Annotated in this window: 40 protein-coding genes; 15 read left to right on the plus strand and 25 right to left on the minus strand. The window is 65.4% G+C overall.

Annotation, left to right across the window (positions count from 1 at the left end; all coding sequences use genetic code 11):
* Window positions 1–51: 51 nt before the first annotated feature.
* The 17 genes from KZZ07_RS19675 to KZZ07_RS19755 form a co-directional block, all read right to left on the minus strand.
* Window positions 52–267: a hypothetical protein gene (locus KZZ07_RS19675; protein ID WP_219516606.1), complete on the minus strand. Its 216-nt coding sequence runs from the start codon at window positions 265–267 to the stop codon at window positions 52–54.
* Window positions 267–491, minus strand: coding sequence for a hypothetical protein (locus KZZ07_RS19680; protein WP_219516607.1), 225 nt, complete (start codon window positions 489–491; stop codon window positions 267–269). Before KZZ07_RS19680 ends, KZZ07_RS19675 begins: the two co-directional genes overlap by 1 nt.
* The gene (locus tag KZZ07_RS19685; RefSeq protein ID WP_219516608.1) at window positions 491–745 is read right to left on the minus strand and encodes a DUF2312 domain-containing protein; all 255 of its coding nucleotides are present in this window, start codon (window positions 743–745) and stop codon (window positions 491–493) included. Before KZZ07_RS19685 ends, KZZ07_RS19680 begins: the two co-directional genes overlap by 1 nt.
* An 11-nt stretch (window positions 746–756) precedes the next feature.
* Window positions 757–1,395, minus strand: a complete 639-nt coding sequence (locus KZZ07_RS19690; protein ID WP_219516609.1) for a DUF3164 family protein — start codon at window positions 1,393–1,395, stop codon at window positions 757–759.
* Window positions 1,392–1,601, minus strand: coding sequence for a hypothetical protein (locus KZZ07_RS19695; RefSeq protein WP_219516610.1), 210 nt, complete (start codon window positions 1,599–1,601; stop codon window positions 1,392–1,394). The genes KZZ07_RS19690 and KZZ07_RS19695 overlap by 4 nt, the downstream gene beginning before the upstream one ends.
* The gene (locus KZZ07_RS19700) at window positions 1,598–1,828 is read right to left on the minus strand and encodes a hypothetical protein (RefSeq protein WP_219516611.1); all 231 of its coding nucleotides are present in this window, start codon (window positions 1,826–1,828) and stop codon (window positions 1,598–1,600) included. Before KZZ07_RS19700 ends, KZZ07_RS19695 begins: the two co-directional genes overlap by 4 nt.
* Window positions 1,821–2,189: a hypothetical protein gene (locus tag KZZ07_RS19705; protein WP_219516612.1), complete on the minus strand. Its 369-nt coding sequence runs from the start codon at window positions 2,187–2,189 to the stop codon at window positions 1,821–1,823. Before KZZ07_RS19705 ends, KZZ07_RS19700 begins: the two co-directional genes overlap by 8 nt.
* Window positions 2,186–2,728 (minus strand): hypothetical protein, encoded by a 543-nt coding sequence (locus KZZ07_RS19710; protein ID WP_219516613.1) that lies wholly within the window; start codon window positions 2,726–2,728, stop codon window positions 2,186–2,188. The genes KZZ07_RS19705 and KZZ07_RS19710 overlap by 4 nt, the downstream gene beginning before the upstream one ends.
* Window positions 2,725–3,492, minus strand: a complete 768-nt coding sequence (locus KZZ07_RS19715) for an AAA family ATPase (protein ID WP_219516614.1) — start codon at window positions 3,490–3,492, stop codon at window positions 2,725–2,727. Before KZZ07_RS19715 ends, KZZ07_RS19710 begins: the two co-directional genes overlap by 4 nt.
* Window positions 3,489–5,600 carry a transposase domain-containing protein gene (locus tag KZZ07_RS19720; protein ID WP_219516615.1) on the minus strand — a complete coding sequence of 704 codons (2,112 nt, stop codon included), beginning with the start codon at window positions 5,598–5,600 and terminating at the stop codon, window positions 3,489–3,491. The genes KZZ07_RS19715 and KZZ07_RS19720 overlap by 4 nt, the downstream gene beginning before the upstream one ends.
* Entirely contained in the window at window positions 5,601–5,816 is a 216-nt protein-coding gene (locus tag KZZ07_RS19725; protein WP_219516616.1) for a helix-turn-helix domain-containing protein, read from the minus strand.
* Complete coding sequence (locus tag KZZ07_RS19730) at window positions 5,813–6,688, minus strand: ParB/RepB/Spo0J family partition protein (protein WP_219516617.1); 876 nt, start codon at window positions 6,686–6,688, stop codon at window positions 5,813–5,815. The genes KZZ07_RS19725 and KZZ07_RS19730 overlap by 4 nt, the downstream gene beginning before the upstream one ends.
* Window positions 6,681–6,920: a hypothetical protein gene (locus tag KZZ07_RS19735; RefSeq protein WP_219516618.1), complete on the minus strand. Its 240-nt coding sequence runs from the start codon at window positions 6,918–6,920 to the stop codon at window positions 6,681–6,683. Before KZZ07_RS19735 ends, KZZ07_RS19730 begins: the two co-directional genes overlap by 8 nt.
* Entirely contained in the window at window positions 6,917–7,183 is a 267-nt protein-coding gene (locus KZZ07_RS19740; RefSeq protein ID WP_219516620.1) for a hypothetical protein, read from the minus strand. The genes KZZ07_RS19735 and KZZ07_RS19740 overlap by 4 nt, the downstream gene beginning before the upstream one ends.
* Complete coding sequence (locus KZZ07_RS19745; RefSeq protein WP_219516621.1) at window positions 7,176–7,433, minus strand: hypothetical protein; 258 nt, start codon at window positions 7,431–7,433, stop codon at window positions 7,176–7,178. Before KZZ07_RS19745 ends, KZZ07_RS19740 begins: the two co-directional genes overlap by 8 nt.
* A gap of 10 nt (window positions 7,434–7,443) precedes the next feature.
* Entirely contained in the window at window positions 7,444–7,890 is a 447-nt protein-coding gene (locus KZZ07_RS19750) for a hypothetical protein (protein WP_219516622.1), read from the minus strand.
* An 85-nt stretch (window positions 7,891–7,975) separates the two neighbouring features.
* Window positions 7,976–8,227 carry a hypothetical protein gene (locus KZZ07_RS19755; protein WP_219516623.1) on the minus strand — a complete coding sequence of 84 codons (252 nt, stop codon included), beginning with the start codon at window positions 8,225–8,227 and terminating at the stop codon, window positions 7,976–7,978.
* A gap of 86 nt (window positions 8,228–8,313) precedes the next feature.
* Between KZZ07_RS19755 and KZZ07_RS19760 the strand changes: the two genes are divergently transcribed.
* The 4 genes from KZZ07_RS19760 (at window position 8,314) to KZZ07_RS19775 (ending at window position 10,568) form a co-directional block, all read left to right on the plus strand.
* Complete coding sequence (locus KZZ07_RS19760; protein ID WP_219516624.1) at window positions 8,314–9,060, plus strand: S24 family peptidase; 747 nt, start codon at window positions 8,314–8,316, stop codon at window positions 9,058–9,060.
* A gap of 68 nt (window positions 9,061–9,128) precedes the next feature.
* Entirely contained in the window at window positions 9,129–9,548 is a 420-nt protein-coding gene (locus KZZ07_RS19765; RefSeq protein ID WP_219516625.1) for a hypothetical protein, read from the plus strand.
* A 190-nt stretch (window positions 9,549–9,738) separates the two neighbouring features.
* Window positions 9,739–10,023 carry a hypothetical protein gene (locus KZZ07_RS19770; protein WP_219516626.1) on the plus strand — a complete coding sequence of 95 codons (285 nt, stop codon included), beginning with the start codon at window positions 9,739–9,741 and terminating at the stop codon, window positions 10,021–10,023.
* Window positions 10,024–10,283: 260 nt separating this feature from the next.
* Complete coding sequence (locus KZZ07_RS19775) at window positions 10,284–10,568, plus strand: hypothetical protein (RefSeq protein ID WP_219516627.1); 285 nt, start codon at window positions 10,284–10,286, stop codon at window positions 10,566–10,568.
* Between the two features lie 533 nt (window positions 10,569–11,101).
* Here the strand turns inward: KZZ07_RS19775 and KZZ07_RS19780 are convergent.
* Both KZZ07_RS19780 and KZZ07_RS19785 read right to left on the minus strand, forming a co-directional pair.
* Window positions 11,102–11,554: a hypothetical protein gene (locus KZZ07_RS19780; RefSeq protein ID WP_219516629.1), complete on the minus strand. Its 453-nt coding sequence runs from the start codon at window positions 11,552–11,554 to the stop codon at window positions 11,102–11,104.
* Between the two features lie 41 nt (window positions 11,555–11,595).
* Window positions 11,596–11,772, minus strand: coding sequence for a hypothetical protein (locus KZZ07_RS19785; RefSeq protein WP_219516630.1), 177 nt, complete (start codon window positions 11,770–11,772; stop codon window positions 11,596–11,598).
* Window positions 11,773–11,959: 187 nt separating this feature from the next.
* Between KZZ07_RS19785 and KZZ07_RS19790 the strand changes: the two genes are divergently transcribed.
* From KZZ07_RS19790 to KZZ07_RS19825, 8 genes are all read left to right on the plus strand, one after another.
* Window positions 11,960–12,622, plus strand: coding sequence for a MotA/TolQ/ExbB proton channel family protein (locus tag KZZ07_RS19790; RefSeq protein WP_255564469.1), 663 nt, complete (start codon window positions 11,960–11,962; stop codon window positions 12,620–12,622).
* A 2-nt stretch (window positions 12,623–12,624) separates the two neighbouring features.
* Window positions 12,625–13,002, plus strand: a complete 378-nt coding sequence (locus tag KZZ07_RS19795; protein WP_219516631.1) for an ExbD/TolR family protein — start codon at window positions 12,625–12,627, stop codon at window positions 13,000–13,002.
* 4 nt (window positions 13,003–13,006) lie between these two features.
* Entirely contained in the window at window positions 13,007–13,408 is a 402-nt protein-coding gene (locus KZZ07_RS19800; protein ID WP_219516632.1) for a biopolymer transporter ExbD, read from the plus strand.
* Window positions 13,405–14,283 carry a hypothetical protein gene (locus KZZ07_RS19805; protein ID WP_219516633.1) on the plus strand — a complete coding sequence of 293 codons (879 nt, stop codon included), beginning with the start codon at window positions 13,405–13,407 and terminating at the stop codon, window positions 14,281–14,283. The genes KZZ07_RS19800 and KZZ07_RS19805 overlap by 4 nt, the downstream gene beginning before the upstream one ends.
* A gap of 64 nt (window positions 14,284–14,347) precedes the next feature.
* A complete protein-coding gene (locus KZZ07_RS19810; protein WP_219516634.1) occupies window positions 14,348–15,151 on the plus strand; it encodes a TatD family hydrolase in 804 nt (267 codons plus the stop codon).
* Window positions 15,148–15,948, plus strand: a complete 801-nt coding sequence (locus KZZ07_RS19815) for an MBL fold metallo-hydrolase (RefSeq protein WP_219516635.1) — start codon at window positions 15,148–15,150, stop codon at window positions 15,946–15,948. Before KZZ07_RS19810 ends, KZZ07_RS19815 begins: the two co-directional genes overlap by 4 nt.
* Window positions 15,949–16,429: 481 nt before the next feature.
* Window positions 16,430–17,365 (plus strand): AEC family transporter, encoded by a 936-nt coding sequence (locus KZZ07_RS19820; protein WP_219516636.1) that lies wholly within the window; start codon window positions 16,430–16,432, stop codon window positions 17,363–17,365.
* A 106-nt stretch (window positions 17,366–17,471) separates the two neighbouring features.
* Entirely contained in the window at window positions 17,472–18,407 is a 936-nt protein-coding gene (locus KZZ07_RS19825; RefSeq protein WP_255564470.1) for a DMT family transporter, read from the plus strand.
* Window positions 18,408–18,411: 4 nt separating this feature from the next.
* Here KZZ07_RS19825 and KZZ07_RS19830 read toward each other — a convergent pair whose 3' ends face one another.
* A complete protein-coding gene (locus KZZ07_RS19830; RefSeq protein ID WP_219516638.1) occupies window positions 18,412–18,975 on the minus strand; it encodes a 5-formyltetrahydrofolate cyclo-ligase in 564 nt (187 codons plus the stop codon).
* Window positions 18,972–20,357: a magnesium transporter gene (gene mgtE / locus KZZ07_RS19835; RefSeq protein WP_219516639.1), complete on the minus strand. Its 1,386-nt coding sequence runs from the start codon at window positions 20,355–20,357 to the stop codon at window positions 18,972–18,974. Before mgtE ends, KZZ07_RS19830 begins: the two co-directional genes overlap by 4 nt.
* A 108-nt stretch (window positions 20,358–20,465) precedes the next feature.
* On the opposite strand from mgtE, the gene guaD reads away from it, so the two are divergent.
* Window positions 20,466–21,752, plus strand: coding sequence for a guanine deaminase (guaD, locus tag KZZ07_RS19840; protein ID WP_219516640.1), 1,287 nt, complete (start codon window positions 20,466–20,468; stop codon window positions 21,750–21,752).
* Window positions 21,753–21,755: 3 nt separating this feature from the next.
* Here the strand turns inward: guaD and KZZ07_RS19845 are convergent, their stop codons facing one another.
* From KZZ07_RS19845 to nthA, 3 genes are read right to left on the minus strand one after another with little or no spacing between them, the layout of a single operon-like run.
* Entirely contained in the window at window positions 21,756–22,061 is a 306-nt protein-coding gene (locus KZZ07_RS19845; RefSeq protein WP_300439252.1) for a nitrile hydratase accessory protein, read from the minus strand.
* Window positions 22,058–22,732, minus strand: a complete 675-nt coding sequence (gene nthB, locus KZZ07_RS19850; protein ID WP_219516641.1) for a nitrile hydratase subunit beta — start codon at window positions 22,730–22,732, stop codon at window positions 22,058–22,060. Before nthB ends, KZZ07_RS19845 begins: the two co-directional genes overlap by 4 nt.
* Window positions 22,729–23,349, minus strand: a complete 621-nt coding sequence (gene nthA, locus KZZ07_RS19855) for a nitrile hydratase subunit alpha (protein WP_219516642.1) — start codon at window positions 23,347–23,349, stop codon at window positions 22,729–22,731. The genes nthB and nthA overlap by 4 nt, the downstream gene beginning before the upstream one ends.
* Window positions 23,350–23,478: 129 nt before the next feature.
* Here nthA and KZZ07_RS19860 point away from each other — a divergent pair, with 129 nt between their 5' ends.
* Window positions 23,479–23,763, plus strand: a complete 285-nt coding sequence (locus tag KZZ07_RS19860; RefSeq protein ID WP_219516643.1) for a hypothetical protein — start codon at window positions 23,479–23,481, stop codon at window positions 23,761–23,763.
* A 96-nt stretch (window positions 23,764–23,859) separates the two neighbouring features.
* A complete protein-coding gene (gene secG, locus KZZ07_RS19865) occupies window positions 23,860–24,243 on the plus strand; it encodes a preprotein translocase subunit SecG (protein WP_219516644.1) in 384 nt (127 codons plus the stop codon).
* A 79-nt stretch (window positions 24,244–24,322) separates the two neighbouring features.
* On the opposite strand, the gene KZZ07_RS19870 is transcribed toward secG, so the two are convergent.
* Window positions 24,323–24,724: a phage tail protein gene (locus KZZ07_RS19870; protein WP_219516645.1), complete on the minus strand. Its 402-nt coding sequence runs from the start codon at window positions 24,722–24,724 to the stop codon at window positions 24,323–24,325.
* Window positions 24,725–25,047 lie beyond the last annotated feature (323 nt).

Below are 25,047 nucleotides of genomic sequence, written 5' to 3' on the forward strand. Positions count from 1 at the left end.
CGGACCTGCTGGTGGAGCTGTAGGATCGGACCTTGGCCCAGTGAGAAATCATCATTGGCGGGCTCCGATCATGCGTTGGACCTCGGCGGTCACGGCGCGGCCGTGAACCGGGCACAAGGGATCGAACAGGTGGCCACCGCAGGACAGCACGACAGCGGGGAACGTCGGGCTGCCACAGTCTTCTGGTGACGGGCAAACACAGCCGCGATCACGGGCATCTTCCGACGCCGGGACGATGACGCTGAGATCGATTGCCGCAACAGCCATCACGCCCGCTCCTTCGCCCTGTCGACCTCATCGTCCATCGACGCCTTGAGTGCCGTGAAGCCTTGGCCGAGATCGTCCAGCAAGCGGTCGATATCGGCACTGACCGGCCCTTCCTCGAAGAACCCGGCGATCTCGTAGAGCGTGCTCCTGGCCCGCTTCTCCAGCGCCTTCAGCTTGCGAAGCGACCGGGCGCGGGCGTCCTTTTCACTGCGAGGGTATGCCATCACCCCATCCCCAGCGCAGCTTTGTACATGTCCAGCACCGCCTCTTCCTCGGCGATGTCGTCGGCCTCGCGCTTGCGCAGGGCGATCACCTTGCGCATGACCTTGGTGTCGTAGCCGCGCCCCTTGGCCTCGGCCATCAACTCCTTCTGCTGCTCGCCGATCTCGCGCTTTTCTTCTTCGAGGCGCTCATAGCGTTCGATGAGCTGTTTGAGCTCTCCTGCGGCAATGCCGTAGCTGTCGGTCTGGTCCTGCATCACATCCTCCCTCACGCCTTGGCCAGATCGATGGTGATGGCTTCCCAGGGCGCCTCGCCGTGGTCACGCTGGTAGCAGCGGACATAGGTCTTGGAGCCGACGACGCGCATGGCATCCCGGATCGCTTCCATCGCCCGTTTCCAGCGCTCGTCCGCAATCTCCAGGCGCAGCAGCATGAAGATCTCGGCGCGGTTGATCTGGCCCGCCTTGTCGGTGTTGAAGGCGCGGGTCACGACAGCGCGCAACTCGTCGCCGGCATCCGCCGCCCATTCGTTCAGGCACTCGTCGATCAGGTCTTTCGCGATCTGCAGCTCGGGGCCGAAGTCGATCTGATCGGCCACCTGGACCTGCACCTTCATGCATCCGTCAAAGCTCATGAAGGTCTTGTTGCCTTTCGCGCCGCCCTTGGTTTCACCGTACTCCTGCGCCAGCAGCGCCTCGAAGCCGGAGAGGTCCTCGAAGGTGTGGTTCTTGAACCGGCTGACCTGGCAGCTCAGTTCCTTTGCGTACCCAATCACCTTGCGGACCACCTCGTCCTGCAGTTGGTCCTGGGCCTTGACGGTCGTGAGCGGCTGCAGCCGCCCCTTGGCGTCCTTCATGTGCGGGGTGCCATCGATGTCGATGACGCCGGGTTTGCTGAAAGCGTTCATTGGTCGGTTTCCTCTTCTTCTGCTTCGATCAGCGAGCAATGGCACGCTGGCTCCATTTCGACGGTGCAGCGGATCGGGCGGTCGCAGGTCGGGCAGACATGTTCGCCCTCCCCAACGTCGCCGAGGTCGGAGTAGCAACCGGGACAGGTCCAGTAGTCGTAGCGGTTCGGGTTGCTGCAGTGGGTTGCGATGGGTTTGCTGGTCACAGCGCTACTCCCGCCGCCCGCGCGGCATCGACGGTGTCGATCTGACCCTCGTGATAAGCCCGCTGGCAGATCGGGCCTGCGCCCAGGCATTCGATCAGCGCGGCCATCGCGATGGTCTCCGCCATCGTCACCATCGAGGCGCCACGCATTCCACTGCGGTCGATCTTGGCGATGGCCGAGCCAGCCTTGGCCAGCATCTCGGCCTCGGTCATGGGGGGGTTAGGCATTCCGGGTCTCCTTGTTCATGGAGCAGCGATTGCAGGCGCGGAACATCTGGACCGCGCGGGTGTTGCGCGACGAGAAGGCGGTCGAGCGCCCGCGCCAGTCGCGACAGACCTTCTTGTCGATCTCGCCCAGGACCGGGCAGACCAGCGTCTCGCCCATAAGGGCGCCGCGCACCCGCTCCTCGACCGCCGCCATGTCGCCGGAGTAGGTCCGGGACAGGACGGTCGAGACCAGGGAGGCACTACGCCCGATCCGGAGCGCCGCCTTGTTCTGGCTGGTGCGGTCGCACTCCTCGGCCAGTTCGCGGATCCATGCGGGCATCTCCACGCCCCAGCCGATGCGGGCTTTCTCCAGCGCGCTCATGACGCCCCCCCGTTCAACGGCAGGAATTCGCCCTCGTTCGGATCCACCAAGCCCTTGACTCGACGCACCACGGGTGCTTGCGGACCTGTGTTCCGGATCAACTGGTAGCGGGGCTGACGCCGTCCCGGGATCGCCGTCTCCCGCACCTTCAGGTAGCCAGCCGCCAGCAGCGATCGGCAGTAGGAACGGGCTAACTCGACGGTGACATCAACGCCCCCGGCATTGGCGTGCGCCGCCAAGTCGGTCGGGGTGAAGTTCGGCATCCGGCGCATGGCCCGCCACATGTTCCCCTCGGGGGTCGGGTCGGCCTTGACCGACGGCACAACGGGGATTGCCCGGGCTGCGTTGACGTAGATCTTGCGATGGCCGTCCTTGCGGGACACCCGGATCCAGCCCAGGCGCGCCCAGCGGCGCATGAACTTCTGCGCGGTCTCGGCGCACATGTTCATCGCCTCAAGATCGGTCCAATGGAACTCGGCCAGCCCTTCGACTTTACGCCAGGCATCGCGCTCCATCGGGCTGCGGAAGTCCTGGCTCATGCCGCCCCCCGCTTGCGCTGGTTGCCCAACTGGGCGCTGATCGCGCCGCCGATCCCGTGGAGCTTCACCAGCGGCAGGAAGTCTGTGTCGACCTGGCGCTGCCCCCGCCGTCGCGCGGCTTCACGGATCCTCTCGAAGTTGACGCTCAGCTTGCGCGCGCTGCCATCGGTCAGGCGCAGCAACTCGTCCAGGGCGTCGGGCGAGACCTCGACCCCGGCGCAGTAGATGCGTGCCAGGTGGCCTGCATCGGTGGCGTTGCAGGGCAGTGTCTCGGTGCTGACCAGGACACGGTCGTAGATGTTCGGCCACTTGGTCAGGTTCGCTTCGAAGTCCGGCTCCCCCACGAAGATCAGCGGCGTGAAACAGCCCTCGTAGATGTCTCGGGCCACGTCCATCATGCCACTCTTCATGAGGTACTGTGCGTCGTCGATGATCAGCGGGCGGTCGGAGAGCGCCAAGGCGCGGCTGATCGCGTCGGCCTTGCGGGGCAGCGTGCCCTTCACGCCCTTGAGTTCCAGCTCCTCCAGCAGCACGTCGGCCATGTGCTGGCGGGTCCAGGTGCTTTTGGCCTGTACGATATGCGCGTTGTACTCGTTCGCGGCGAGCGTCGTTGCCGAGGTCTTCCCAGCGCCATGCCGCCCGAAGAAAACACCGATCCCAGGAAGGGTAACGCTGCGGTGCTGTAGTTGATCGACCATTTCCAACAGGGCCGCGACGTTACGGAGGGGGGCCAGATCGCCTTGCATGTTCTGCTCCTTTTTCATTCGTTGTTCTTGCCCAGCGCCCGGTGCATCCGCACACGGGAGCGGTATTCCGACGTGGTCTGGTACTGCGCGAGCCAGTCCGCCTGCTCTGCCGTCATGGGCTGGCCGTCGACCTGCATCTGCTCCAGCTCCAGCGCTCGTGCGAAATCCTCATCCGGATCGCGCTCGTCCGGTTTAGGTGAGGCGCGGCGCTGTTCCAGCTTCGTGACCCGGGCCGTCAGGCGCTCTTCCTCCTCGGGAACCTCGGCACGGCGCCGCCCGCCCTTGGGCGCAGCCGGATGGATCTTCGGCAGGCGGATCACGCCCGCATCCGGCAACCCATCGCCCGGCGCATCCTGTCGCGCTGCTGCCAGCCGCTTGGCCGCGGCCGCATCCGTCATCTTCTTTTCGATCCGGGCCTGTTCCCGCGTGATCCGCTTGAATGCTTTCTTGTCGCGCGCGTGCTCCTTGGCATCCGCCACCGAGAAGAAGTCGCCGGGCTTCAGGACCGGTGCGTCGCCCAGGAAGGTGCCGTCCATCTCGTAGACAGACAGGCCCGCTTGCAGATCGTCCGGATCGAACCGGACGGTGACGTCCTTGCCCGCGATCTGCCACATCCACTCGGCCCAGTAACGCGAGCCGTAGATCGAGACTTCGCCATTCTTGCGATCTGCCCGGACGCCCTCGGCACGCATCAGCCAGAGGCGCTGTTGTTCCTCGGTCGCCTTGGTAATCGGCGAGGCCGCGTAGCTCTCGTTGAACACCTCGTTGAAGGACCGTTGATTGGCCACTTCCGACCGCCGTCCCCGCCGTGCGTTGTGCGCCGCGATCTCGCGCTCCAGGACCGCGCGGAACTCTTCAAGGGTGACCGCCCGAGCGCCGTGGTTCTCCGGCTTCTCGACCGTGTTGCGCCCGGTGTAGGCCCCGACAAAGGCCGGGTTCTTGGCCACGCGGTCGCAAAGGTCGCGGAAGGCGCGCTCGATCGGCTTTGCCTGGCCCCAGCCCGGCTGCGCAAAATGCAACCCGATCCCCAGCAGCGGGAACAGGCCCAACACCTCGCCCTGCACCAGCTTGAACCGCTTCCGATGCTCGGTCTGGCCGGTCATCACCTTGTTGACGAATTCGTGCCCGTTATCCATCAGGCAGTGCTGCGGGATGCCATAGCGGCGCACCAGGTCGCCGAACGCCAGCTGCACCGTGTGCCCGTTCGCCGTCTCCGACAGACGGTAGGCCAGGAACTTGCCGCTGTAGATGTCCGAGATCGCGATCATCTGGATCCGCCCCGGCTTCTTGCGGTCCGGGAATTGGATGAAGACGTCGAACTTGTGATAGTCGGTCTGCACCGCCTCCATCGCGTGCATATAGGTCTTGTCGCGGGTCTGGTGCGGGAAGTAGCGGCTCAGCGCATGGGCGCCCTTCCGCAGGTAGACCTGCACATGCTCTGGCACGGTCTCGGCAATGGTGCGGCGCACCTTCCAGAGCGGCGCAACGGCGATCCCCTCTTTCCGCGCCACCTCCTCGGCCCAGTCATAAGCGGCGGTCAAAGGCGGCTGCGACTTGGTCAGGAAATACTCTTTGACGAGGTCGAGGAACTTTTCATCCGGCTGGGTCTGGGATCCGCGCGGCCTGCCGGAGGACGGCGCCAGGTAGGGCAGCCAATCCTCGGGCGCGATGCCCTCGATCAGGGCCAGCCAGTTCCAGATCGTCTTTTCCGATTTGCCGGTCTGCCGGACCACGGCGCGGACCGCCTCGGTGCGGGTCATGCCCGCGCGTTCCAGCGCATCGACCTCGCGCAGCGCCGCAAGGCGCGTCTCGGCGATGCCCTTTGCCTTCGCCTTCAACTTGTCGAACTCCGCCCAGGCCTGGTCGCGGGACCGCTTGGGCGCCTCCGCCCGGGCCTCCTGTCCAAGCCGCGTGAGCGCCACCTTGGCCCGCGTCGGGAACAGGCTGACGTGATATTCCAGGCCCCCGCCCTGACCCTTGCGGCGGCGCACCTTGCCGGGCTGGCTGGCCCAGCCTTGACGACGGGCGAGATCATTCACGCGCCGCTTGGTCGTGGGCATGTCGGGCAGCCGGGCCTCGGCAATCTCGGCGGCGGTCCACCAGGTCTGGGTGGGGGTGGTCGTCATTCAGAGAGCCCCCAAAATGGGAACCGTCACACAGACCCTTGCTTCTATCTCGAAGAGGGCGCGCGCGTATCGCAATGCGTCTTCAGGCACGGACTCTCGCGAGCGCCACGAGCTGACAGTCTGCTTCGAAACGAAAAGAGCCTCGGCGAGATCGCTGTCCGTCGTGACGCCGAAGCGGTTCTTCATTTTTGAAATTGCGCCTTCTACGTCCATCATGCGCCCCCCTCGATCTCGTCCAGCAGGGCACGCAGGTCTTCGGCGAAATCCTCGACAAAGCGACGGCGCGCCGCCTTGTTGGCGCGCGTCCAGGCATCGGCCAGGCGGGTGTGAGCGGCGTCGGTGGCGTCCTTCGGCGCAGGGCCTTCGCCGCGCGCAGCCTTCACCTGGCGGACAGCGTCGGCGGCGCTCTTGGCCTCGCCTTTCGACATGAGATCGACCACGTCGTAGCGCTCGGTCACCTCTGAGATCTTCGACAGCTCCATCAAATCGGCCAGCGCGACCGGTTTCGGCGCGCTCCGCAGCAGTTGAATGTCGCGCGGGTCCAGCACCGTCCCGGCACGCACGAGGCGGCGCACATGGCGGTCAGATACGCCCATTGTCTGTGCCACAGCGGCGGCAAAGGATACGACGGACATCGTGTCCGCCGTATCCCAGCGCTTGGCCACCAGGCCCGCCCCGATCTGGGCCTTGGCCTCCGGGTGCATCCGCTCATAAACCGCCTTGCGGCGCGCCAGGAAGACAGCGGTATCCAGGGCCGACAGTTCCGCGCCCGCCAGGTTGTCGTCGATCTCCATCAGCTGGGCGAAGTCGTCGGTGCAGCTCCAGCAGGTGACCTTGATCGTCTCGTAGCCCTCGACCCCTTCGTCGCGCAGCTCGCGCGCGGCGGTCAGCCGGTGCCCGCCCGCCAAAAGGACGATCTTGCCGCCCTTCTTCAGTTTGCGGACATGGATCGGGTCCTTGATCACCCCCAACTCGCGGATAGAGGTCTTGAGCGCCTCGACCCCGGCGGCGCTGACCGGTCGCAACCGGCTGCCCATTTTGATCTCGTCCACCGGCAGTTCGGTGATCGTTGTGAGGATCTTACCCATCGGCGCGCGGCCCTTTCGTCATCTTGTAGTACCAGCGGGGCTCACCGTTCGGCCCGTCGTGGCGGCGGGTGCAGTCGATCCGGGCGCCGATGCACCGCAGCTCGGAAATGATCGCGCTGACGGCGGGCGCGCTGGCCCGTGTCATGATCTCCAGCGTGGAATGCTCCCGCTTGTCGCTCAGCACCTCGAGGACACGCTGCAACCGCGCCGACTTGATCGTGGCGTGCTTCATGCAGACAGCCCCTGGCGGCGGTCGAATGGATCGGCTCCGCGCCGACATCTGTCGCACATGCGGTTGTGCGGTCCTTCGCTGAGGAAGGGCGAGCCGCAGCAAAGACAGGGGCGGAGACGCCGCCGCGCCTCGCGGTTCAAATCCCTGCAGAAATCCTCGGCGGCGCGGAGCGAACTGACCTGAGGGCTGACTTTATTGCGCGTCCGGCGGTCGAACACCGCCCAGCCGTAACCGGACTTCTTGACTTCAAACGGATCAGACATGGCGCCGCTCCCTTGCATAGCTGGTGGCGCTCGCCACCAGGGCCTCGATGGCGATCAGGGTGCCGCTGGCTTCCAGCGCGTCCAGCCGGTCGAGGGCCTCGCGCTCCAGCGCCAGGGCAAGGCCCATGTGGCAGGCGGCGGTGGCCATCCGGTCCAGGGCGCGGGCCTCGTCCGACTTGCGGCGGTTGGCACGCGCCCTGGACATCAACAAGCGCAGGGTGATCAGGTCCGTCCGGGTTTCAGGGGGCATGAACACTCCTTCAAACGGGCAGGAACAGCGGCGCGAAGAGCGCGGCGAAGAGCAAGATCACCAGGCAAAATCCGCCGATCCCGTGACCCAGCGGGTGGTCATCCATCCGCGAGGCGGCCTCGAAAATCTGGTCCCGCACCGCGCGCCGCCGGGAGGAGATGGCGGCACGCGGGGCGGGCTGCGGCACCGGGGCACCGCAGGATCCGGACAGGCCCATCTGCTCGTGATTGGTGGCCTTGCCTGTGCCAGGCCCATCCGGTGTTTCGAGGTCAAAGAACGCATCCCGCTGCGCCTCGGCATGGTCGCGCAGATGCGTGACCGTGTAGGCAAGCTCGGGGTGATAGCGGGGGTCGATCACCGTCTCGATCAGCGTCGCACCCAGGGCGATCCGCTCGCGGTCGGTGAGGCCCGCGCCGATCATGTGCGCGCGCAGGACGATGTCGGCACGGGTCAGCATCACAGCACCCCCGTCAGCTTGAGAAAGGCCAGCCACAGGCAAAGCCCGGCAATGGCCAAGGGGATGATCCACCAGCCGTGGGACATCACGCGGCTCCTTTTGTTGAGGGCTGGGCCATAGGACGCGGAATGTCCGACGGCCATTCGAGATCGGACGGCCAGTTCTCCGAGAACCAGCGCAACACGCGCTGATAGCGCTTTAGTGTGCAGCTCGATCCCGCCTGGATGTTCTTGAAGAAGACGCCTGCATCTGCGGCGTAGGTGGACACCGTAGCCAAAGTCAGTCCGGTGTGTCCTGAGTAGACGCTTGCCAGCTTTAGAAGGTGTTCGGTTGCCATGACTGCTCTCGGATTACTTTCCGACTATACAGCCGGAAAGTTTTCCGATAGTCAAGGGGCATTGTATTCGGATAATTCTCCGACAAATGTCTAGTGCAGAAGATCTCTTTAAGGCCGCGATCAAGGCCAGCCTCGGCCCCTACGGCGACAAGCCGTTCGCCGCTGAGAAGGCTTTGGGTATGCCGCAAGACTCGATCCGCAGCCTCTTTCGAGGTGAACGGAAAGCTGGAACTTCTTTGAATCGTGCCAAAGAGCTGTGTGACGCATTGGGCTTGGAGTTTTACATCGGTCCGCCTCGCCCCCAGCCAAGCGCGAGCGGATTCGCCGAAGCAGCTAAGGCGTACCTCACCGTGGATGGCGACAAGTCAGTCTTTGATCAGGGCTTCATTCCGATTCCCTATCACCGTGCCGACTATGCCCATCGGGATCTGTCACACGTCGCCCTCTCACGCTCCTGGCTGGAGGCGGAAGGCCTCGACCCGGACACCCTCTATGCCATTGGTATGCCAAATGACGATATGCATCCGGCGATTTCTCAGGGCGCCCTGCTCCTCGTCGATACAAGGGCCAAGCCCGACCCTGAGGCGGATCTTATGGCCTGCACCATCGACGGCCACCTTGGGGTCGGCTGGGTCGTGCTGCCAAAGGCCGGCAGCCTGGTCATGTTTGCGAACCGTCCGTACAGCCCTCCAGCCGTCATGAACGGCACAAAGGGCGCGCGGATCGAGCCACTGGGCCGCATCGCCGCCCGGCTCGACCTTGACCCCGCCCCCTGGATAGACCGCGAAGAGAAGTCGCGCCTGTTCAAGATTGCCAAGGACCTGACGTCATGAACGCGATCTCGCAGAACATCCTGGGAGAGGTTGTGTGGTCAGGGCATTTGTGGAAGTGAGGAAAGAACGTGAAGCTCTCCGCCACTATAATTGGAACATCTGCGATCCTTGCGGCTGCCGTCGCCGTCGCAGCACTTGGAGAACTGAAACCAGAAGCGCCAACCCGCGCACCCGGGAATTTTGAGCCGACCAGGGCCGAAAAACGCACAATTGAGAAAGCTCTGGCCGAACGATTTTACTATCCGCGCGGCGTGGAACTTGGCTCTGTAACGGGGCGGTTTGAGGCAGGCAAACCACCGTACTTCTGCGGCTTTGTCAAATCGGAGAACGAGCACGGTGGCAATCGCCGCACGTCAATCTTCCACGGCTTCATCTCATCTAAGAACTTCATCCCCATGCAGATCGCCAGTGGCGGAACAGCAGCAGATGAGGCTTTGACAATATGCTGCCTGAGAGGCCTGTTTGAGGGCGATATATGCAGCAGGTAAGCCAACCAGAGAACGCTTTCGTCACCGCAAAACACCCAAAAATCGCGTCTCACCTATGTCGAAGGCAGCCTATGCGGCAAGTAGCCCGGCACGGTGTCACATCTATTTATCGGTTGACAGCTAGGGCCATTGGCCCTACCTTGATCCCGTCAGTAGGGCAATGGTGCCCGCCTAGATAGGAGACGCTGAAATGACCCGAACCCCCGAACAGATCACCGCCGAAATCAAATCTTGGAACACCAAGCATGTCTCCGTCCTGCGAGACTTGATCTCCGAGCTTAACCGCTGCCGTGACGATCTCGGAAATGCCATCGACCCGCAGGCATTTATCGACATGTCTGCCCTGCCTACGGCTGATATCCCCGGCGATATCGACACGAGCTACCCTGTTTGGGCCGTGGACCGGAACGGCTATGCGCTGGTCGGCGATGACGCGACTGATATTGAAACGCTCGATGAGGTGCGCGGAGAATGACGCCAGAAGAACTGCACGAGGCCCATCGCAAGATGGGTCTATCTGCCGCAGCCGCAGCCCGTCTTTTTGAGGTTTCAGATGGGCGTACGGTGCGACGTTGGTGGAGTGGGGAGCGAGACATACCCGGCCCCGTTGTAGTGCTGACGCGCGCCCTTCTCGCCAGCAAAGCGGTCCGAAATTTTTTCGGTCTCGATCTGGCCGAATAAACCACCAATTTCGGATACCCGTCAGGAAGAACCCATTCCAATCCAGAGATCAACATGAAATTCGCACAAGCACTTTTGGTCATCGCGGCCTCGACGCTACCTGTTTCCGCCCAGTCCCCAGATGAGGTGAAGGAGGTTGCCGGGCTTATCATCGAACAGGCCGAATGCCGCAGCATGATCATCCACTGGAATGCCGGCATCCGCGGCGACATCGAGCGCAGGTATGGCAGGTTGGCAGAAGATTACGTCCAGCTTTGCTGGCTTGGGTTGCCGTCCCGCAAGTTCCAGATTGACGAATATCTGGAGAAGTATCCAGATGCCTTAAACTCGCTCAAATAAGCTTGTATCCGCCAAAATCGCGTCCCACTTAACCCAAAGGCCTGGCAGGGCACAAATCCTGTCAGGCCTTTGTTTTTGCGCCCATAATCGCTATCTGGGACGTTGATAGAGAACTGGGCGCCCACCGTCCCAGTTCCCGGCGCTCAGAACGCCTGCTCAATGCCGGTTTACAGCCCCCTGAAACGCCGATTAAACCAGTATTGAAAGGGGTTTGCGCGTTCCGGCCTTCCACCACCCTGGTTTCGGCCCCTGATGCCTGGATCCGCCCGATTTGCCCGTTTTCAGGGGTTACTGAAAAACTCCGGTGCGGCGCGCTGGGTCACTCTCTATCCCTGTGAAAGTCCTTATTTTATTGGCCGATCCGGCTTCTGCCGCCTTCATCGAGCCTCTTCCGCCTTCACTGTAAGAATAAGTGTCACCTAACAACCAGGTTTTACAGCGACGCAATTTCGATGACCCTCCCCGGCCTAAGCCGGCTTTCCGCCGGGGACGCCCTCTTCAACACCCTTTTCACGCCCCGATGGTGATGCCCCTCACGCCTGCCGCAAACGCCACCAGCCCTGCAGCGTAGTTGGACAGGTCGGCGTCGCTGATCGAGACGTTGTGGGCCGAGAGTAAGGCGAACTCGCCATAGAGTGAGAAGGCGTCGCTGGTGCGCCCGACGACGGGGACGTGATGGCGGCGGGCGTGGCCGAGTAGTCGACCCAGTTGACGGCCCGGATGGCGCCGCCGTTGTGGACCAGGCGCAGCCCGGTGTCGTCCTCGATCACGACCACGCTGTTCCAGACATTGGGCGCGATCGAACTGACGTCCACGTTCTGGTTGGCGCCGTCGTTGAAGTTCAGCGTCAGGCTGTCGCTGGACAGCAGGTTGACTCCGTTCGATGTGCCGAAGATGGTCTGCGCCCGGCTGGTGTCCGCCAGCGTGGCAATCCCGTCCGCCCAGGTGGCGACATTGCCGCCGGTTACGGTGGACTGGTCGGTCATGACGGGGCCGCCCGTGACGCTGTTCGCGGTGATGTCGGCCGTCATCTTGATGCTGTCGATCCGGTCGGGGTGCGGGTCAGCGCCTCGCTCCAGCTCACGCCATCCCAGCCGGGCGCGTCGCGCTGCATCAGGGCGCTGAGCTGGTCGAGCCTGCCGGAGAGCCGGTAAGCCGCATTCATTCGGATCGCGCGAAGAGCCAGCAGCACGCACAGGCTCACTGTTGCCGCCCCTCGCCAACCCTGTGGCCTTTCGCTTATCCGCGGTCGACAGGCAACCTAGACCCGCTTCCGCCTTCCGCTGTAAGAATAAGTGCTCTTTAAAAGGGGAACGGCAGGTCTCGCCCCGCGGGCGGTTTCGTGAGAACACTGTCACAGGCCCCGATCGTTGCGCCAGAAAGACCAGACCATGATGTCCAGCCTGAGCAGCCTCACACAGCTTCTTGATCGCGGCGGCCCCGCACTCTGGGCCATCGCGATCCTGTCGGTGTTGACGCTTACCCTCATCCTTTGGAAACTCTGGCAACTCCTGCGTCTGGGCACCTGGAAACGCGCCGGGGCCGAAACTGCCCTGCGCTTTTGGGGCCAGGGGCAGACCACCCTGGCAATGAGCCACATTTCCTTTGATCCGGCGCCGCGGTCCCGCGTGGCCCAGGCCGCCATGCAGGCGCGCCTGTCGATCCCCGAGGAAGACGCCCGTGAAGAGGCCGCACGCCAGGCGCGCGCGGTTCTGAACGAAACCCGGCTGGGCCTGCGCATGCTTGATCTGGTCGTGACCATCGCGCCCCTGATCGGGTTGTTGGGCACGGTGCTGGGCATGATCGACGCCTTCCAGGCGCTGCAGGACAGCGGCCAGCAGGCCGACCCGGCGGCGCTGGCCGGCGGTATCTGGGAGGCTCTTCTGACAACCGCTGCCGGCATGGCCGTTGCCATTCCAACCAGCGTCATGCTCTCGGTCTTTGACGGCATGGCGGATCGGCTGGCCCATGATCTCGAGGACATCGTGACCCGTGTCTTCACCACCCCCTGGGCCTATGCCGAGGAAGAAGAGGAAGAGCCGGACACCGCCTGACCATGCCGAACCTTCCCACTTCACCGCGCCGCCGCCGCCCCAGCCTGACGCCGATGATCGACGTGGTCTTTCTGCTGCTGGTCTTTTTCATGCTGGTGGCCCGGTTCGGCGGGACCGAGGGGCTGTCGCTGTTGCTGTCCAGCCCCGATGGCGGCAACGCCTATGGCGGGCCGCCACGCCTGGTCAGCGTTTTGCCCGAGGGCGTTACACTCAACGGCCAGCCCATCACGGACCTGCCCGCCGCACTCCGCCCCCTGATGACCTCTCCGCAGGACATCGTCGTGCTGCGCCCGGCCTCCGGCACCGGGGTCGCGCGGCTGGTCGAGGTGCTGGAGACATTGCGCAAGGCCGGGCTGACCGGGCTGACGGTGGTGGAATAGCGCCATGTTCCCTTCGCGTCTCAGCACCCCACGCCGCTTCTGGCCCGGCCCACCGAAACCCAGCCGCGAACCCGTGGTGCCGATGATCAACGTGGTCTTCCTGCTGCTCATCTTCTTTCTTCTGGCGGCGCAGTTCGGCGATCCCGGCAGCGCAGGACGCAGCCAGTTGGCCGTCGATGAGCCCGCAGAGATGCGGCCTGTTCTGATCCTCGCGCCGTCGGGCATGGTCACATTCGGCACAATGCGCGGGGAAGAGGCCATTCGCGCAGCTGCCTCGGAAGGCATGGTGCGCCTGCAGACCGGACCAGAAACACAGGCAGCCCTGCTGGCCCGTCTCCTGACCCGCCTGGCCGAGGCCGGGGCGGGACGGGTCGATCTTGTGACCACAGAGGAGGCTGAGGAATGACAGGGCGGCGCGTCTTCGAGGCCCTGCTCTGCCTGGGGCTGGCGCTGATCGTGCATGCCGGGGTGCTTGCCCTGATTGCCCTGCCCGACGGGGACTCCTCCGATCCGGCCTTGAAGCTGGTCCCGGTCTCTCCGGAACTGGGAGAGCTTGTCGCCGCCTGGGATCGACCGCCGGACACCGACGTGCCGGAAACGCCCGATGCGCCCCCGGACGAGGCCGCGCCCGTGGCGCCCGCCAACGGCCCGCTGACGCCCACACGCACGCCGGTGCCCCGGGCACCCGGCATGCCGTCTGTCCCGCGCGCGCCGCCCGAGGCCGATCCGACACCCCGGCCACGGCCCGTCTCGAGCGGCCCGGCGCCCGAAGCTCCGCGCTTGCCCACGCCCTTTGCCGCGACAGAGTTGCAGACCTCGCGCGCGGCCCTGCGCGGTGCGCCCGCCGCCCCGCGTACACCCGGCACAGGGATCGTGGCCCCAACCACCGGCGCCCTGCCGCGGATCGACACGCAGCCCGCCGCGCCGCCCCCGGCAGAGCCGGTCCGCGAAGCGGCCCCCGCGATCACACCCGATCCCCAGCCAACACCGGAAACACCCCCAGACCCGTCCCCCCAACCCGCGCCAGAGCCGGAACCGGCCCGACGCCCCGCACCCGAACCTGATCCGCAACCCGAACCCGAGCCAAGACCGGACCCGCAACCGTCAGACCCTGCGCCGTCCCTCGCCGCACCGGATCCGCAGGTCCCGGACCCGGAGCTTGGTCCGCCCACGGCACAGGCACCCGTGACCACGCTGCGTCCGATCGCACGCCCCTTTGTCCGGCCCGATCCGTTCCTGCCGCGCCCGGTTGCGCGACCCCAGGGACTGGGCGCCCCCTGACCGGCGCCCCCACCTTGACCCTCCCGGCGGCATCCTAGATACCACCCTCAACCAAGGAGCCGTAATGACCGTTCCCGCCATTACCGACAGCCATTGCCACCTCGATTTCCCCGACTTCGACCAGGAGCGCCCCGAGGTGATCGACCGCGCCCTGCGCGCGGGCGTGCATCGCATGGTGACCATCTGCACCCGCCTCAGGAACGAACCCCAGGTCCGGGCCATCGCCGAGGCGCACGCGCCGGTCTTTTATGCGGCCGGGACACATCCGATGTCCGCCGCCGAAGAGCCCCTCGCCACGGTGGACGAACTGGTTGCGCTGTCGAAGCATCCGAAATTCGTCGGCATCGGCGAAACCGGGCTGGACTATCACTACACCGCCGAAAGCGCCGAGGTGCAGAAGACCAGCCTGCGTATCCATATCGAGGCGGCGCAGGAAACCGGCCTGCCGCTCATCATCCACGCCCGCGACGCCGATGACGACATGGCCCGCATCCTGACCGAAGGCTACAAGGCGCAGGAATACAGCTGCGTGATGCACTGTTTCTCATCCAGTGCCGCTCTGGGGAAGGCCGCGCTGGACCTCGGATTCTACCTGTCCATGTCGGGCATCGCCGCTTTCCCCAAGTCGCAGGACCTGCGCGACATCTTTGCCAGCGCGCCGCTTGACCGTATCCTCGTGGAAACCGACAGCCCCTATCTTGCGCCGCCGCCCCATCGTGGCAAGCGCAATGAACCGGCCTATGTCGCCCATACCGCGCAGAAGGGCGCCGAGGTCTTTGGCCTGCCCTACGAGGAATTCGCGCGCCGGACAGAGTCGAATTTCGACGCGCTCTTTGCCAAGGCCGCCCGCTGGGAGCGCGCTGCATGACAGGTGAGCTGCGTTTCACGATCCTTGGCTGCGGATCTTCCGGCGGCGTGCCCCGGCTGGGCGGCAACTGGGGCGCCTGCGATCCGCAGAACCCGAAAAACCGCCGCCGCCGCTGTTCCATGCTGGTGGAACGCGAAACCGCGGAGGGCACCACAACGGTGCTGATCGACACCACGCCCGACATGCGCGCCCAGCTGCTGGACGCCGGGATCGGGCGGCTGGACGCGGTGCTCTGGACCCATGCCCACGCGGATCACACCCACGGGCTGGACGACCTGCGCCAGATCGTCTTCAACACGCGCGAGCGGCTGAACGTCTGGGCCGATGGCGACACGCAGGACGACCTTCTGTCCCGCTTCGCCTACGCCTTTGTCCAGCCCGAAGGCTCTCCCTATCCGCCGATCCTGAACCTGCATACGATCAATGGCCCCGTCACGATCGAGGGCGCCGGTGGCGCCGTGACCCTGAGCCCCTTCGATGTCAACCACGGCAGCATCGACGCGCTGGGGTTCCGCATCGGTGACCTGGCCTACCTGCCTGACGTGGCCACCATTCCCGACGACGCCTGGCCGCACCTCGAAAACCTCGATTGCTGGGTGCTGGACGCGCTGCGCCGCACCCCGCACCCGACGCATGCCCATCTTGACCTTGCGCTGGAATGGATTGCCCGTGCCGCGCCCCGTCATGCGGTGCTGACCAACATGCACATCGACCTCGACTATGCCGAGGTGAAGGCCGAGACCGCAGACCACATCACCCCCGCCTACGACGGCATGGTAATCCGCTACCCTCTGTAACCACTTTCTCTGGCAAGACTGGCCGCCCCGGCCTATTCCCAGCAAGAATGCTCGGGGATGGCGGACTGCCTGCAGGCGGCGCTGCCGCCAACGGACGCACGATCGTCGGCACGGGCAAGGGAGACGGGCTGACGACGCGAAAACTGAGAGACGAGGGCGGCGCCGAGAAATACAGGCTGACGCGCAAGGAAATGCCCATCCACACTGCCATTCCATCAGGCTGGTGCAAAAAAACCAACCAAGGACCGGACAATCGCGTGCGGCACGCGGCCCCTTACGGGGGCAGTCATTGGCCCTGCTTGACGACCAAAGGAGGGGACAAGCCGCACAACAACAGGCCGCCCTTCCTCGCGCTGACCTGTTGCGAACGCATGTAGCGTCACAGCCCGGGGACCAGCAGTTGCACCTTGGGGCAAGCTATGTGAGGTTGCCCGCGCGCATTCCGCGCCTCTGACGCATTCATTCCCCAAGGCTTCCCGACATGCAGGCGCTGCTCGACGTGATCCTGCCGGTCTTTCTGGTGATCGGCGCCGGCTATGCCGCGGTCTGGAAAGGCTGGTTCTCCGAGGGCGGCGTCGACGGGCTGATGAGCTTTACCCAGACCTTCGCCATCCCCTGCCTGCTGTTCCGGGCCATCTGGACGCTGGAGCTGGGACCGGACTTCAATCCCTGGCTGCTGGTCAGCTTCTATACCGGGTCGGCCACGGGCTTTGTCGCCGGGCTGCTGGGGGCGCGCTATTTCTTCAATCGCGACTGGGAAGATGCGGTGGCCATCGGGTTCTGCTGCCTCTTCGCCAACTCGCTGATGATGGGGCTTGCCATCACCGAACGCGCCTATGGCAGCGATGCCCTGCAGGCCAACTACGTGATCGTCGCGATGCATTCGCCCTTTTGCTACGGCATCGGCATCACCGCGATGGAGATTGCCCGCGCAAGAACCGCCGGGACGTCAAACCGCGCCTTGCCGGCCAAGGTGGCCCGGGCGATGTTCCGCAACGCGCTGGTGATCGGCATCGGACTGGGGGTGATCGCGAACCTCCTGAACCTCTCGCTGCCCGCCGTCGCCACCGACGCGCTGGACATGATCATCCGCACCGCCCTGCCCGCTGCCCTCTTTGGCATGGGCGGCGTGCTCTGCCGCTACAAGCCGCAGGGCGACGGGCGGGTGATCGCCTATATCTGCGCGATCTCGCTGCTGCTGCACCCGGCGATCACCTGGACGTTGGGGACGATCACAGACCTGTCGACCTCGGCCTTCCGCTCGGCGGTGCTGACTGCGGCGATGGCGCCCGGGATCAATTCCTACGTCTTCGCCAATCTCTACGGTCGCGCCCGGCGCGTGGCCGCCTCGGCGGTGCTGATCGCCACCGCGCTCTCTGTGCTGACCGCCTGGATATGGCTGTCGATCCTGCCATGACCTTGCCCCTCACCCGTTGCCCGGCCGCGACCACCTGTCGCCGTCGCATTTCGACAAGACCCGATTGCAAGGCGCGCCGATCCTGCCGCCAGTTCTGCGAGGCCCCATGACCACCCAGACCCAACAAAGCGTCGACCGAACGACCATCGGCATCCTCTTCATGCTGGCCTTCTGCACCTTTGCGCCAATGATGGACGCATTGGCCAAGGCCACCCCGGCAGAGGTGCCCGTGCCGCAGATCCTGGCCTTTCGCTTTGCGATCCAGGTGGCGATCCTGATGCCGCTTGCCGTGGTTCTGGGCCACAGCCACCGGGTCACACTGGGCGATCTTGCCCGCCACGTCGCCCGCGCCGCCGCGCTGCTGGCGGCCACGGGCTGTTTCTTTACCGCGCTGCGCTACATGCCCATCGCCGATGCGATCTCGATCTTCTTTGTCGAGCCTTTCGTGCTGATCCTCATGGGCGCCGTCTTTCTCGGAGAGCCGGTCGGCTGGCGCCGGCTCAGCGCCTGTGCCGTGGGTTTCGGCGGCGCGCTGCTGGTGATCCGGCCCAGCTTTTCCGACCTCGGGCTCGTCGCGTTCCTGCCGCTGGTGACTGCGGCTCTGTTCGCCATCTACATGCTGATGACGCGCGCTATGGCCCGGCGCCTGCACCCGCTTGTCCTGCAGGGGCACACCGCCCTGGCCGCGACCGTGCTGATCGTGCCGCCCCTGCTGCTGATGGAGGGCACGGGCAACGCTCTGTTCGATCCGGTGTGGCCCCAAGGCCTTGCGATCTGGACGCTTGCCGGAGTCGGCGTGGTCGCGACGATCTCTCACCTCTTCCTGACCTATGCCCTGCGCCTGGCCCCTGCCGGGACCATCGCGCCGCTGCAATACCTGGAAATCGTCGGCGCCACGGTGATCGGCTACTTCGCCTTTGGCGATTTCCCGACCCCGCTGACATGGGTCGGCATCGCGGTGATCGTCGCCTCCGGGCTATACGTGTTTGAACGCGAACGGCGGCTGGAGCTGCGCACCAAGACACCCCCGCCGCCGGTCTGAGACCCTAGCGCGCGGGAGTGATGACCTCGGCCTCTGTCACGATCAGGTCCAGCGGCTGGTCGGTTTCCTCCAGCGGCAGATCGACATCCTCCTGCGCGCCAAAGGCAAAGCCGATCGCCAGCGTCGGCCGCCGCGACCGGAGGATTTCCAGCGTCCGGTCATAGAACCCGCCGCCATAGCCCAACCGCCCGCCATCGCGGGAAAAGGCGACCAGCGGCACGATCAGGACCTCCGGTTCGAAATAGATCTGCGTTTCCGGGATCTGCGCCCCGAACGGCCCGTCGACCAGCGTGCACTCCGGCTCCCAGCGGGCGAATTTCAGCGGCTGGCCATTCGCCTCGATCACCGGCACGCCGACGGGGCCGTGCGCCGAAGCCTCGGCCATCGCGGGCACCGGGTCGATTTCCGTGCGGATCGGCAGAAAGCCGGACAGAGGCGCCCCGCGATACCCCGCGAGCACCTCGCTCAACTTGCCTGCTGCACCGGGTGCCTGCCTGGCAAAGGCCTCTTTGCGGCGGGCAAAGGCCGCCTTGCGCGCCGCCGCCTTGCGGTCTTCCAAAATCGTCATAGCAACACCATCACTGCCAGTCCCAGAAAGGCGAAAAAGCCGACCACATCCGTCACCGTGGTCACAAAGGCCCCGGAGGCCAGCGCCGGGTCCACACCGACCTTTTCCAGGATCACGGGAATAACGATCCCGGCCAGACCCGCGATCACCAGGTTGATCACCATCGCCGTGGCGATCACCCCGCCCAGCTGCGGCGACCCGAACCAGAGGATACCCACGATCCCCATGATGACGGCAAAAGCCAGCCCGTTGATCAGCCCCACCGCCACCTCGCGCCGGATCACCCGCCAGAGGTTGGCGCCGGTAAGGTCCTTGGTCGCCAATGCGCGCACCGCGACGGTCAGCGACTGGGTGCCCGCGTTGCCGCCCATCGAGGCCACGATGGGCATCAGGACGGCCAGTGCGACCACCTGCGCGATGGCCGCCTCGAACTGCGCGATCACCAGCGAGGCCAGCACCGCCGTCACCAGGTTGACCGCCAGCCAAGGGAATCGACGCTTCGTCGTCTCGATCACCCGGTCGGAAAGGCGGCTTTCGCCATCGACACCGGCCAGGCGCAGGATGTCTTCCTCGTTTTCCTCGTCCAGCACCGCCATCGCGTCGTCGATGGTGATCACGCCCACCAGCCGCTCGTTGTCGTCCACGACAGGCGCCGAGATCAGGTGGTACTGGTTGAAGGCATAGGCCACCTCGCCCTCGTCCCGCGTGACAGGGATGGTGTGAAAGGTCTCTTCGACGATGGATTTCAGCAGCACATCGCGTCGCGACGACATGATCTTGCCCAGCGTCACGTTGCCCACGGGGCGCAACCGGGGGTCCACCAGAACGACGTGATAGAACTGCTCCGGCAGCCGGTCGGAGCTGCGCATGTAGTCGATGGCGTCACCCACGCTCCAGTGTTCGGGCGCCATGACTACCTCGCGCTGCATCAAGCGCCCGGCGGAGAATTCGGGATAGCTCAGCGACTGTCGCACCGCCGCCGCGTCACCGGCTTCCAGCGCGTCGAGGATCGCGTCCTGCTGGTCGCTTTCCAGATCCTCGACAAGGTCTACGACGTCGTCGGTGTCCAGCTCGCGCACGGCATCGGCCAGGACCGAGGGCGTCAGCGCGGCAAAGACCTCTTCGCGCAGCGTCTCGTCCAGTTCCGACAGGATCTCGCCGTCGAATTCCTTGTCGTAGAGCCGGATCAGCCGGCCGCGATCATAGGCGTTGATCTGTTCCAGCAAGTCGGCGATGTCGGCCGCGTGCAGCGGCTCCATCAGCTCGACAAGCTGGTCCCTGTCCTCGACATCCACCGCGTAGAGAATCGCCGCGACGGCCTTGCGGTCGAGCGCATAGGCGTCGTCGGTCTCGGTGGTTTCTGCCTCCAGCTCTTCGGCCATGCCCTGCCCTCCACCTGTCGTCGCCCGACCCTATGACAAGCTGTTGGCGGGCGACAGGGGGGACTATGGCGATTTACCTTTCTTCGCGACCTGCCTAGGATTTTCTGCATGAGCAAACGTCACCTGCACCTGGGTCAGACACTGACATTCACCGCCGATCCCTTTGTCGAGGGGCCGGGTGCGGCCCGGCACGACACGCAAGGCGCGCTGGTGGTCGAGGATGGCCTCATCACGCAAGTCGGAGAGGCCGAGGCGCTGCGGCAGGGCGAATTTGCCAGCGTCACCGACCACGGGCAGGCCCTGCTGCTCCCCGGCTTCATCGACGCGCATGCGCATTACCCGCAGACCGCCATGATCGCCAGCTGGGGCAAGCGGCTGATCGACTGGCTGAACACCTATACCTTCCCCGAGGAAATGCGCTTTGGCGACCCGGACTATGCCGCCGAGATCGCGGGTCGATACCTCGACCTGCTGCTGGCGCAGGGCACGACCACGGTTTGCAGCTATTGCACCATCCACCCGACGTCGGTCACCGCCTTCTTCGAGGCCGCCGAGACACGGGGAATGCGCGTGCTGGCGGGCAAGACCTGCATGGATCGCAACGCACCCGAGGGGCTGCGCGACACGGCGCAAAGCGCCTATGACGACAGCAAGGCGCTGCTGGGCCGTTGGCACGGGCAAGGCCGCGCCTCTTACGTCATCACGCCGCGCTTTTCACCCACCTCGACGCCGGATCAGCTGTCCGCCCTCGGCGCGCTCTGGGCCGAACATCCCGATTGCCTGATGCAGACGCATCTCAGCGAACAGACCGACGAGATCGCCTGGGTCAAATCGCTATATCCGCAGGCGCGCGATTACCTCGACACCTACGAAGCGCATGGCCTGCTGGGCGCAAATGGCCTCTACGGCCATGCCATCCACCTTGAGCCGCGCGAAAAGGATCGCCTGCGCGAGGTCGATGCCGCGCTGATCCATTGCCCGACCTCGAACACCTTTATCGGGTCCGGTCTTTTCGACATGGACGGGCTGACGCGCGCGGGCCACCGCGTCGGTCTCGCCACCGATACCGGAGGCGGCTCGTCCTTTTCCATGTTGCGCAGCATGGCCGCCGCCTACGAGATCGCCCAGTTGCGCGGGCGCGCCCTGCACCCGGCGGAACTCATCTGGCTGGCCACCACCGGCTCTGCCCGTGCCTTGCGGCTGGATGACCGCATCGGCAGCCTCGCGCCGGGGATGGAGGCGGATTTCATCGCGCTCGACCTCGCCTCGACCACCGCCATCGCCCAGCGCAGCGCGCAGGCCAATGACCTCTGGGAGGCGCTGTTTCCGACCATCATGATGGGGGACGACCGCGCCATCGCCGCAACCTATGTCGCCGGGCGGCGCGTGGCCTGAGGCTCAGCCGATCCGCACAGGCGCCCCGTGCGGCGTGCTCAGGTAGGCCGCTTCCCAGGCGTCGCGCAGCGCGCGCAGGTCTTCAGCCCCGGCGATGCCCTTTTCGGCACAGATCCGTTCCAGCGCCGCAACCCACGCGTTGAAATAGTCATCGCCACCGTCCAGCTCCCTGGACAGGCCATGTTCGGCCAGAACCCCGCCAAATATCCGCGTCCATTCCGGCCATGTGAAGGCGCCCCGCGCCTCCAGCGAGACGGCAAGGGCAAAGGCCTGCGCGTGCCAGGGCGCCTCAAAGACCGGCTCTGTCACGTCTCTGCCTCCAGGTAGCTTTCCCAGAGATCGCAGCTGACCGTGTCCCCCGGCGCCTCCGCCGCGCCCCAGACCTCTCCTGCATCGAAAACCACGGTGTACAGCGGTTCCGGCTGTTCGCCCAATCCATGCGCGTTGGCATCGGCAAAGACGTGACAGCCATGCACCCGCTCGACCACGCCGCGCAGCCCGGCGGCATAGCCCGGCAGACGCGTGTGCCCGCCATTGACGGCCAGGTTGCGCGCGGGCCGCCGCGTGCGCACCCGATCCCCGGGCGCAAAGCGCGACGCGGGACCGTCGCGCAGGACCGGCCCGCCACGCGCCAGCGCCCCGGCAACCGCATCGGCCTGCAACCGGCGCCCGGCCAGGGGCGATGGCCCAGGCTCTGCCCCGCTCAGCTCGGCCCGGGTAACAACGCCATGCGCAACCAGAAGATCGGCCAAGCCGGCCAACCATTTCTCATAATAGGAAAACGCCAGGTAATCAGCGGGGGCGAGGCATTCGCGCGCATGGCGCGACGCGTCCAGCGTCCATTGCCCCAGCGCCCCGGACGCAAGCGTCACCGCAAGCGCCCGCGCGTGCCACTCCTCGGCAAAGACCGGGGCATCCTCGGGCCCGGGCACCACCGACCCATCACCGAAACGTCCGCCCATGTCATGCACCCGGCTCATCGGGGCGCCTCCACCAGCGCCGTGCCGATCATCGCGTCGCGACTGACCAGCGCCGCCAGCGCGCTTTCGTCCAGCCCGTCCGTCCCCACCGGCCGCATGGGCAGCACCAGATACCGCACCTCGGCGGTCGAATCCCAGACCCGCACGCGCTGCCCCTCTGGCAAGGTCACACCGAACTCTGCCAGCACCTTGCGCGGCTCGCGGACCGCCCGCGCCCGGTAGGCGTCGGACTTGTACCAGCCGGGCGGGATACCCAGCAGGGGCCACGGGTAGCAACTGCACAGGGTACAGACGACCATGTTGTGCTGTTCCGCTGTGTTCTCCACCGCCACCACATGTTCCCCTTGGCGCCCGGTAAAGCCCATCTCGGCCACCGCCGCCGTCGCATCCTCCAGCAGCCGCCTGCGGAACTCCGGATCGGCCCAGGCCCGCGCCACGACCGCCGCGCCGTTCCTTGGCCCGACCTTGTGGGCATAGGTCTCGATGATCTCGTCCAGCGCGGCAGGGTCGATCAGCCCCTTGCGTGTCAGAAGCGTTTCCAGCGCCCTGACCCGCAAGGCGGGTTCGGGCGACAAGAGGCTATGCGGCGGGGCATCATCGGCGTGATCGTGAGGCATGGGAGAACCCTGCCCTGATGGGCCCGCCCGCGCAAGCACCCCGGGCGGGCGCGGCTACGCGTGACAGCTGTTGCCTCCTGTGTCAGGGTCGCCAAAGCAACAGGCCATTTTGAAGGACAGTCGCATTTCATGATCCATGCATTCCACGCGCCCGCACTCTTTCTTGCCCTTACACTGGGCGCCGGCCCGGCCTCTGCGGTCGTCACGTTCGACCTCACGGATACGCGCGCCGCGGAACTGATTGCCATATGCGAGGCCGAGGATGGCGCCCCCTGGACACACTCGGACAGCCCGGCGGTGGTGAACTGCTGCATCCCCGGCCAGGACTGGTGCGTGGTCTGCACGGCCGGCACTCCAGAAGACCCAACCGGCTGCATGTCTCTTGGCGTCCCGCCCGTCAAACCCGCAGAGTGACCGACTGGGTGCCGGGCAGCTTACGGTTTCATTGCTTGCACCGGGGCAGCGCTTCGCCTACATGACCCCGAAACCGACCCAACAGGCGCAGGCCCCATGGAAAACGTCATCCTCATTGTCCACCTTCTTCTGGCTCTCGGCCTGATCGGCGTCGTGCTGCTTCAGCGCAGCGAAGGCGGCGGCCTGGGGATCGGCGGTGGCGGCGGCGCCATGAGCCAGCGGGCCCCGCTGAGCGCGCTCGGCAAGCTGACCTGGATCCTTGCGGTCGGATTTATCATCACCTCGATCACGCTGACGATCATCGCCGCCCAGAACGCCTCGGGCAGCTCGATCCTGGATCGCCTCGGCACGCAGGAGCCTGCCACCGATGCACCGGCCCCCGCCCCCGGCCTTGACGGGATCGACCCGAACGCGCTGGTCCCGCCGCCCTCGGCGGACGGCGGCGACCCCGACGCGCCGCTGGTGCCGCGCGCCGACTGAACCGGACTGTGACATTCTTGGAAAGGCGGCCTTCGAGGCCGCCTTTTTCGTTTCTGGATCGATTTCGCCTCCGGACCGATCAGAACAACCCATCGTCCCAGGCAAGCCCAAGATCCGTCTCGCTGTCTTCGGCAAACCGCCGGACCGGCACATAGCGCCATTCGGGATCGGAACTGACCGGGCTCCCGCCCGGGTCGCCGGAGTTCAGGTCGCGCCACTCCGATGTATGCTCCGGAGTATGCGCGGTGCCGTCACGATACTCGGCCACCGTCACCTCTACCCCCAGACCGGAGACATCGGAGAACCCACCCAGGGGCGCCTTCCCGCCGCTGGAAAAGACAAACGCATCCGTCTCGGAGATGTCGCGCACTGCCTGCACCAACTCTCCGTCCGAACGCAGCCCTGCGCCGCCTTGCTTCGCCTCCCTCTCGGCAAGAGCCTCGCCGTTCAGGGTCCCCTCAAGGTAAATTTCCAGTGCCATATCCTGTCTCCTGCATGATGGCGCGCACCGGGTTCAGCTGCCCAGGACAAAGCCGTCACAGGCACCGCGCGCGGTTCCGAATTCCGTGCCAAGAATACCAGTTGCGCCCCGGAAACCCGCAGTCAGGAATACCCCGACAAGGCGGCAGACCGCCTACAATCCCTTGCAGATCGCCCATGCTGCGCAACAGCATCTAGCGGTCATCTGGACAAATCCGCGCGAATCCACTATGTCTCAAATCCCGTGTTGCAGCTGGTGCCACATCCGGTACAAGCCGCGTCTGAACTTGCAGGAACGCAGGCAATTGCCTGCAAAAATCACGG

The sequence above is a fragment of the Mameliella sp. CS4 genome (genome assembly GCF_019392335.1).
Lineage (GTDB): Bacteria > Pseudomonadota > Alphaproteobacteria > Rhodobacterales > Rhodobacteraceae > Antarctobacter.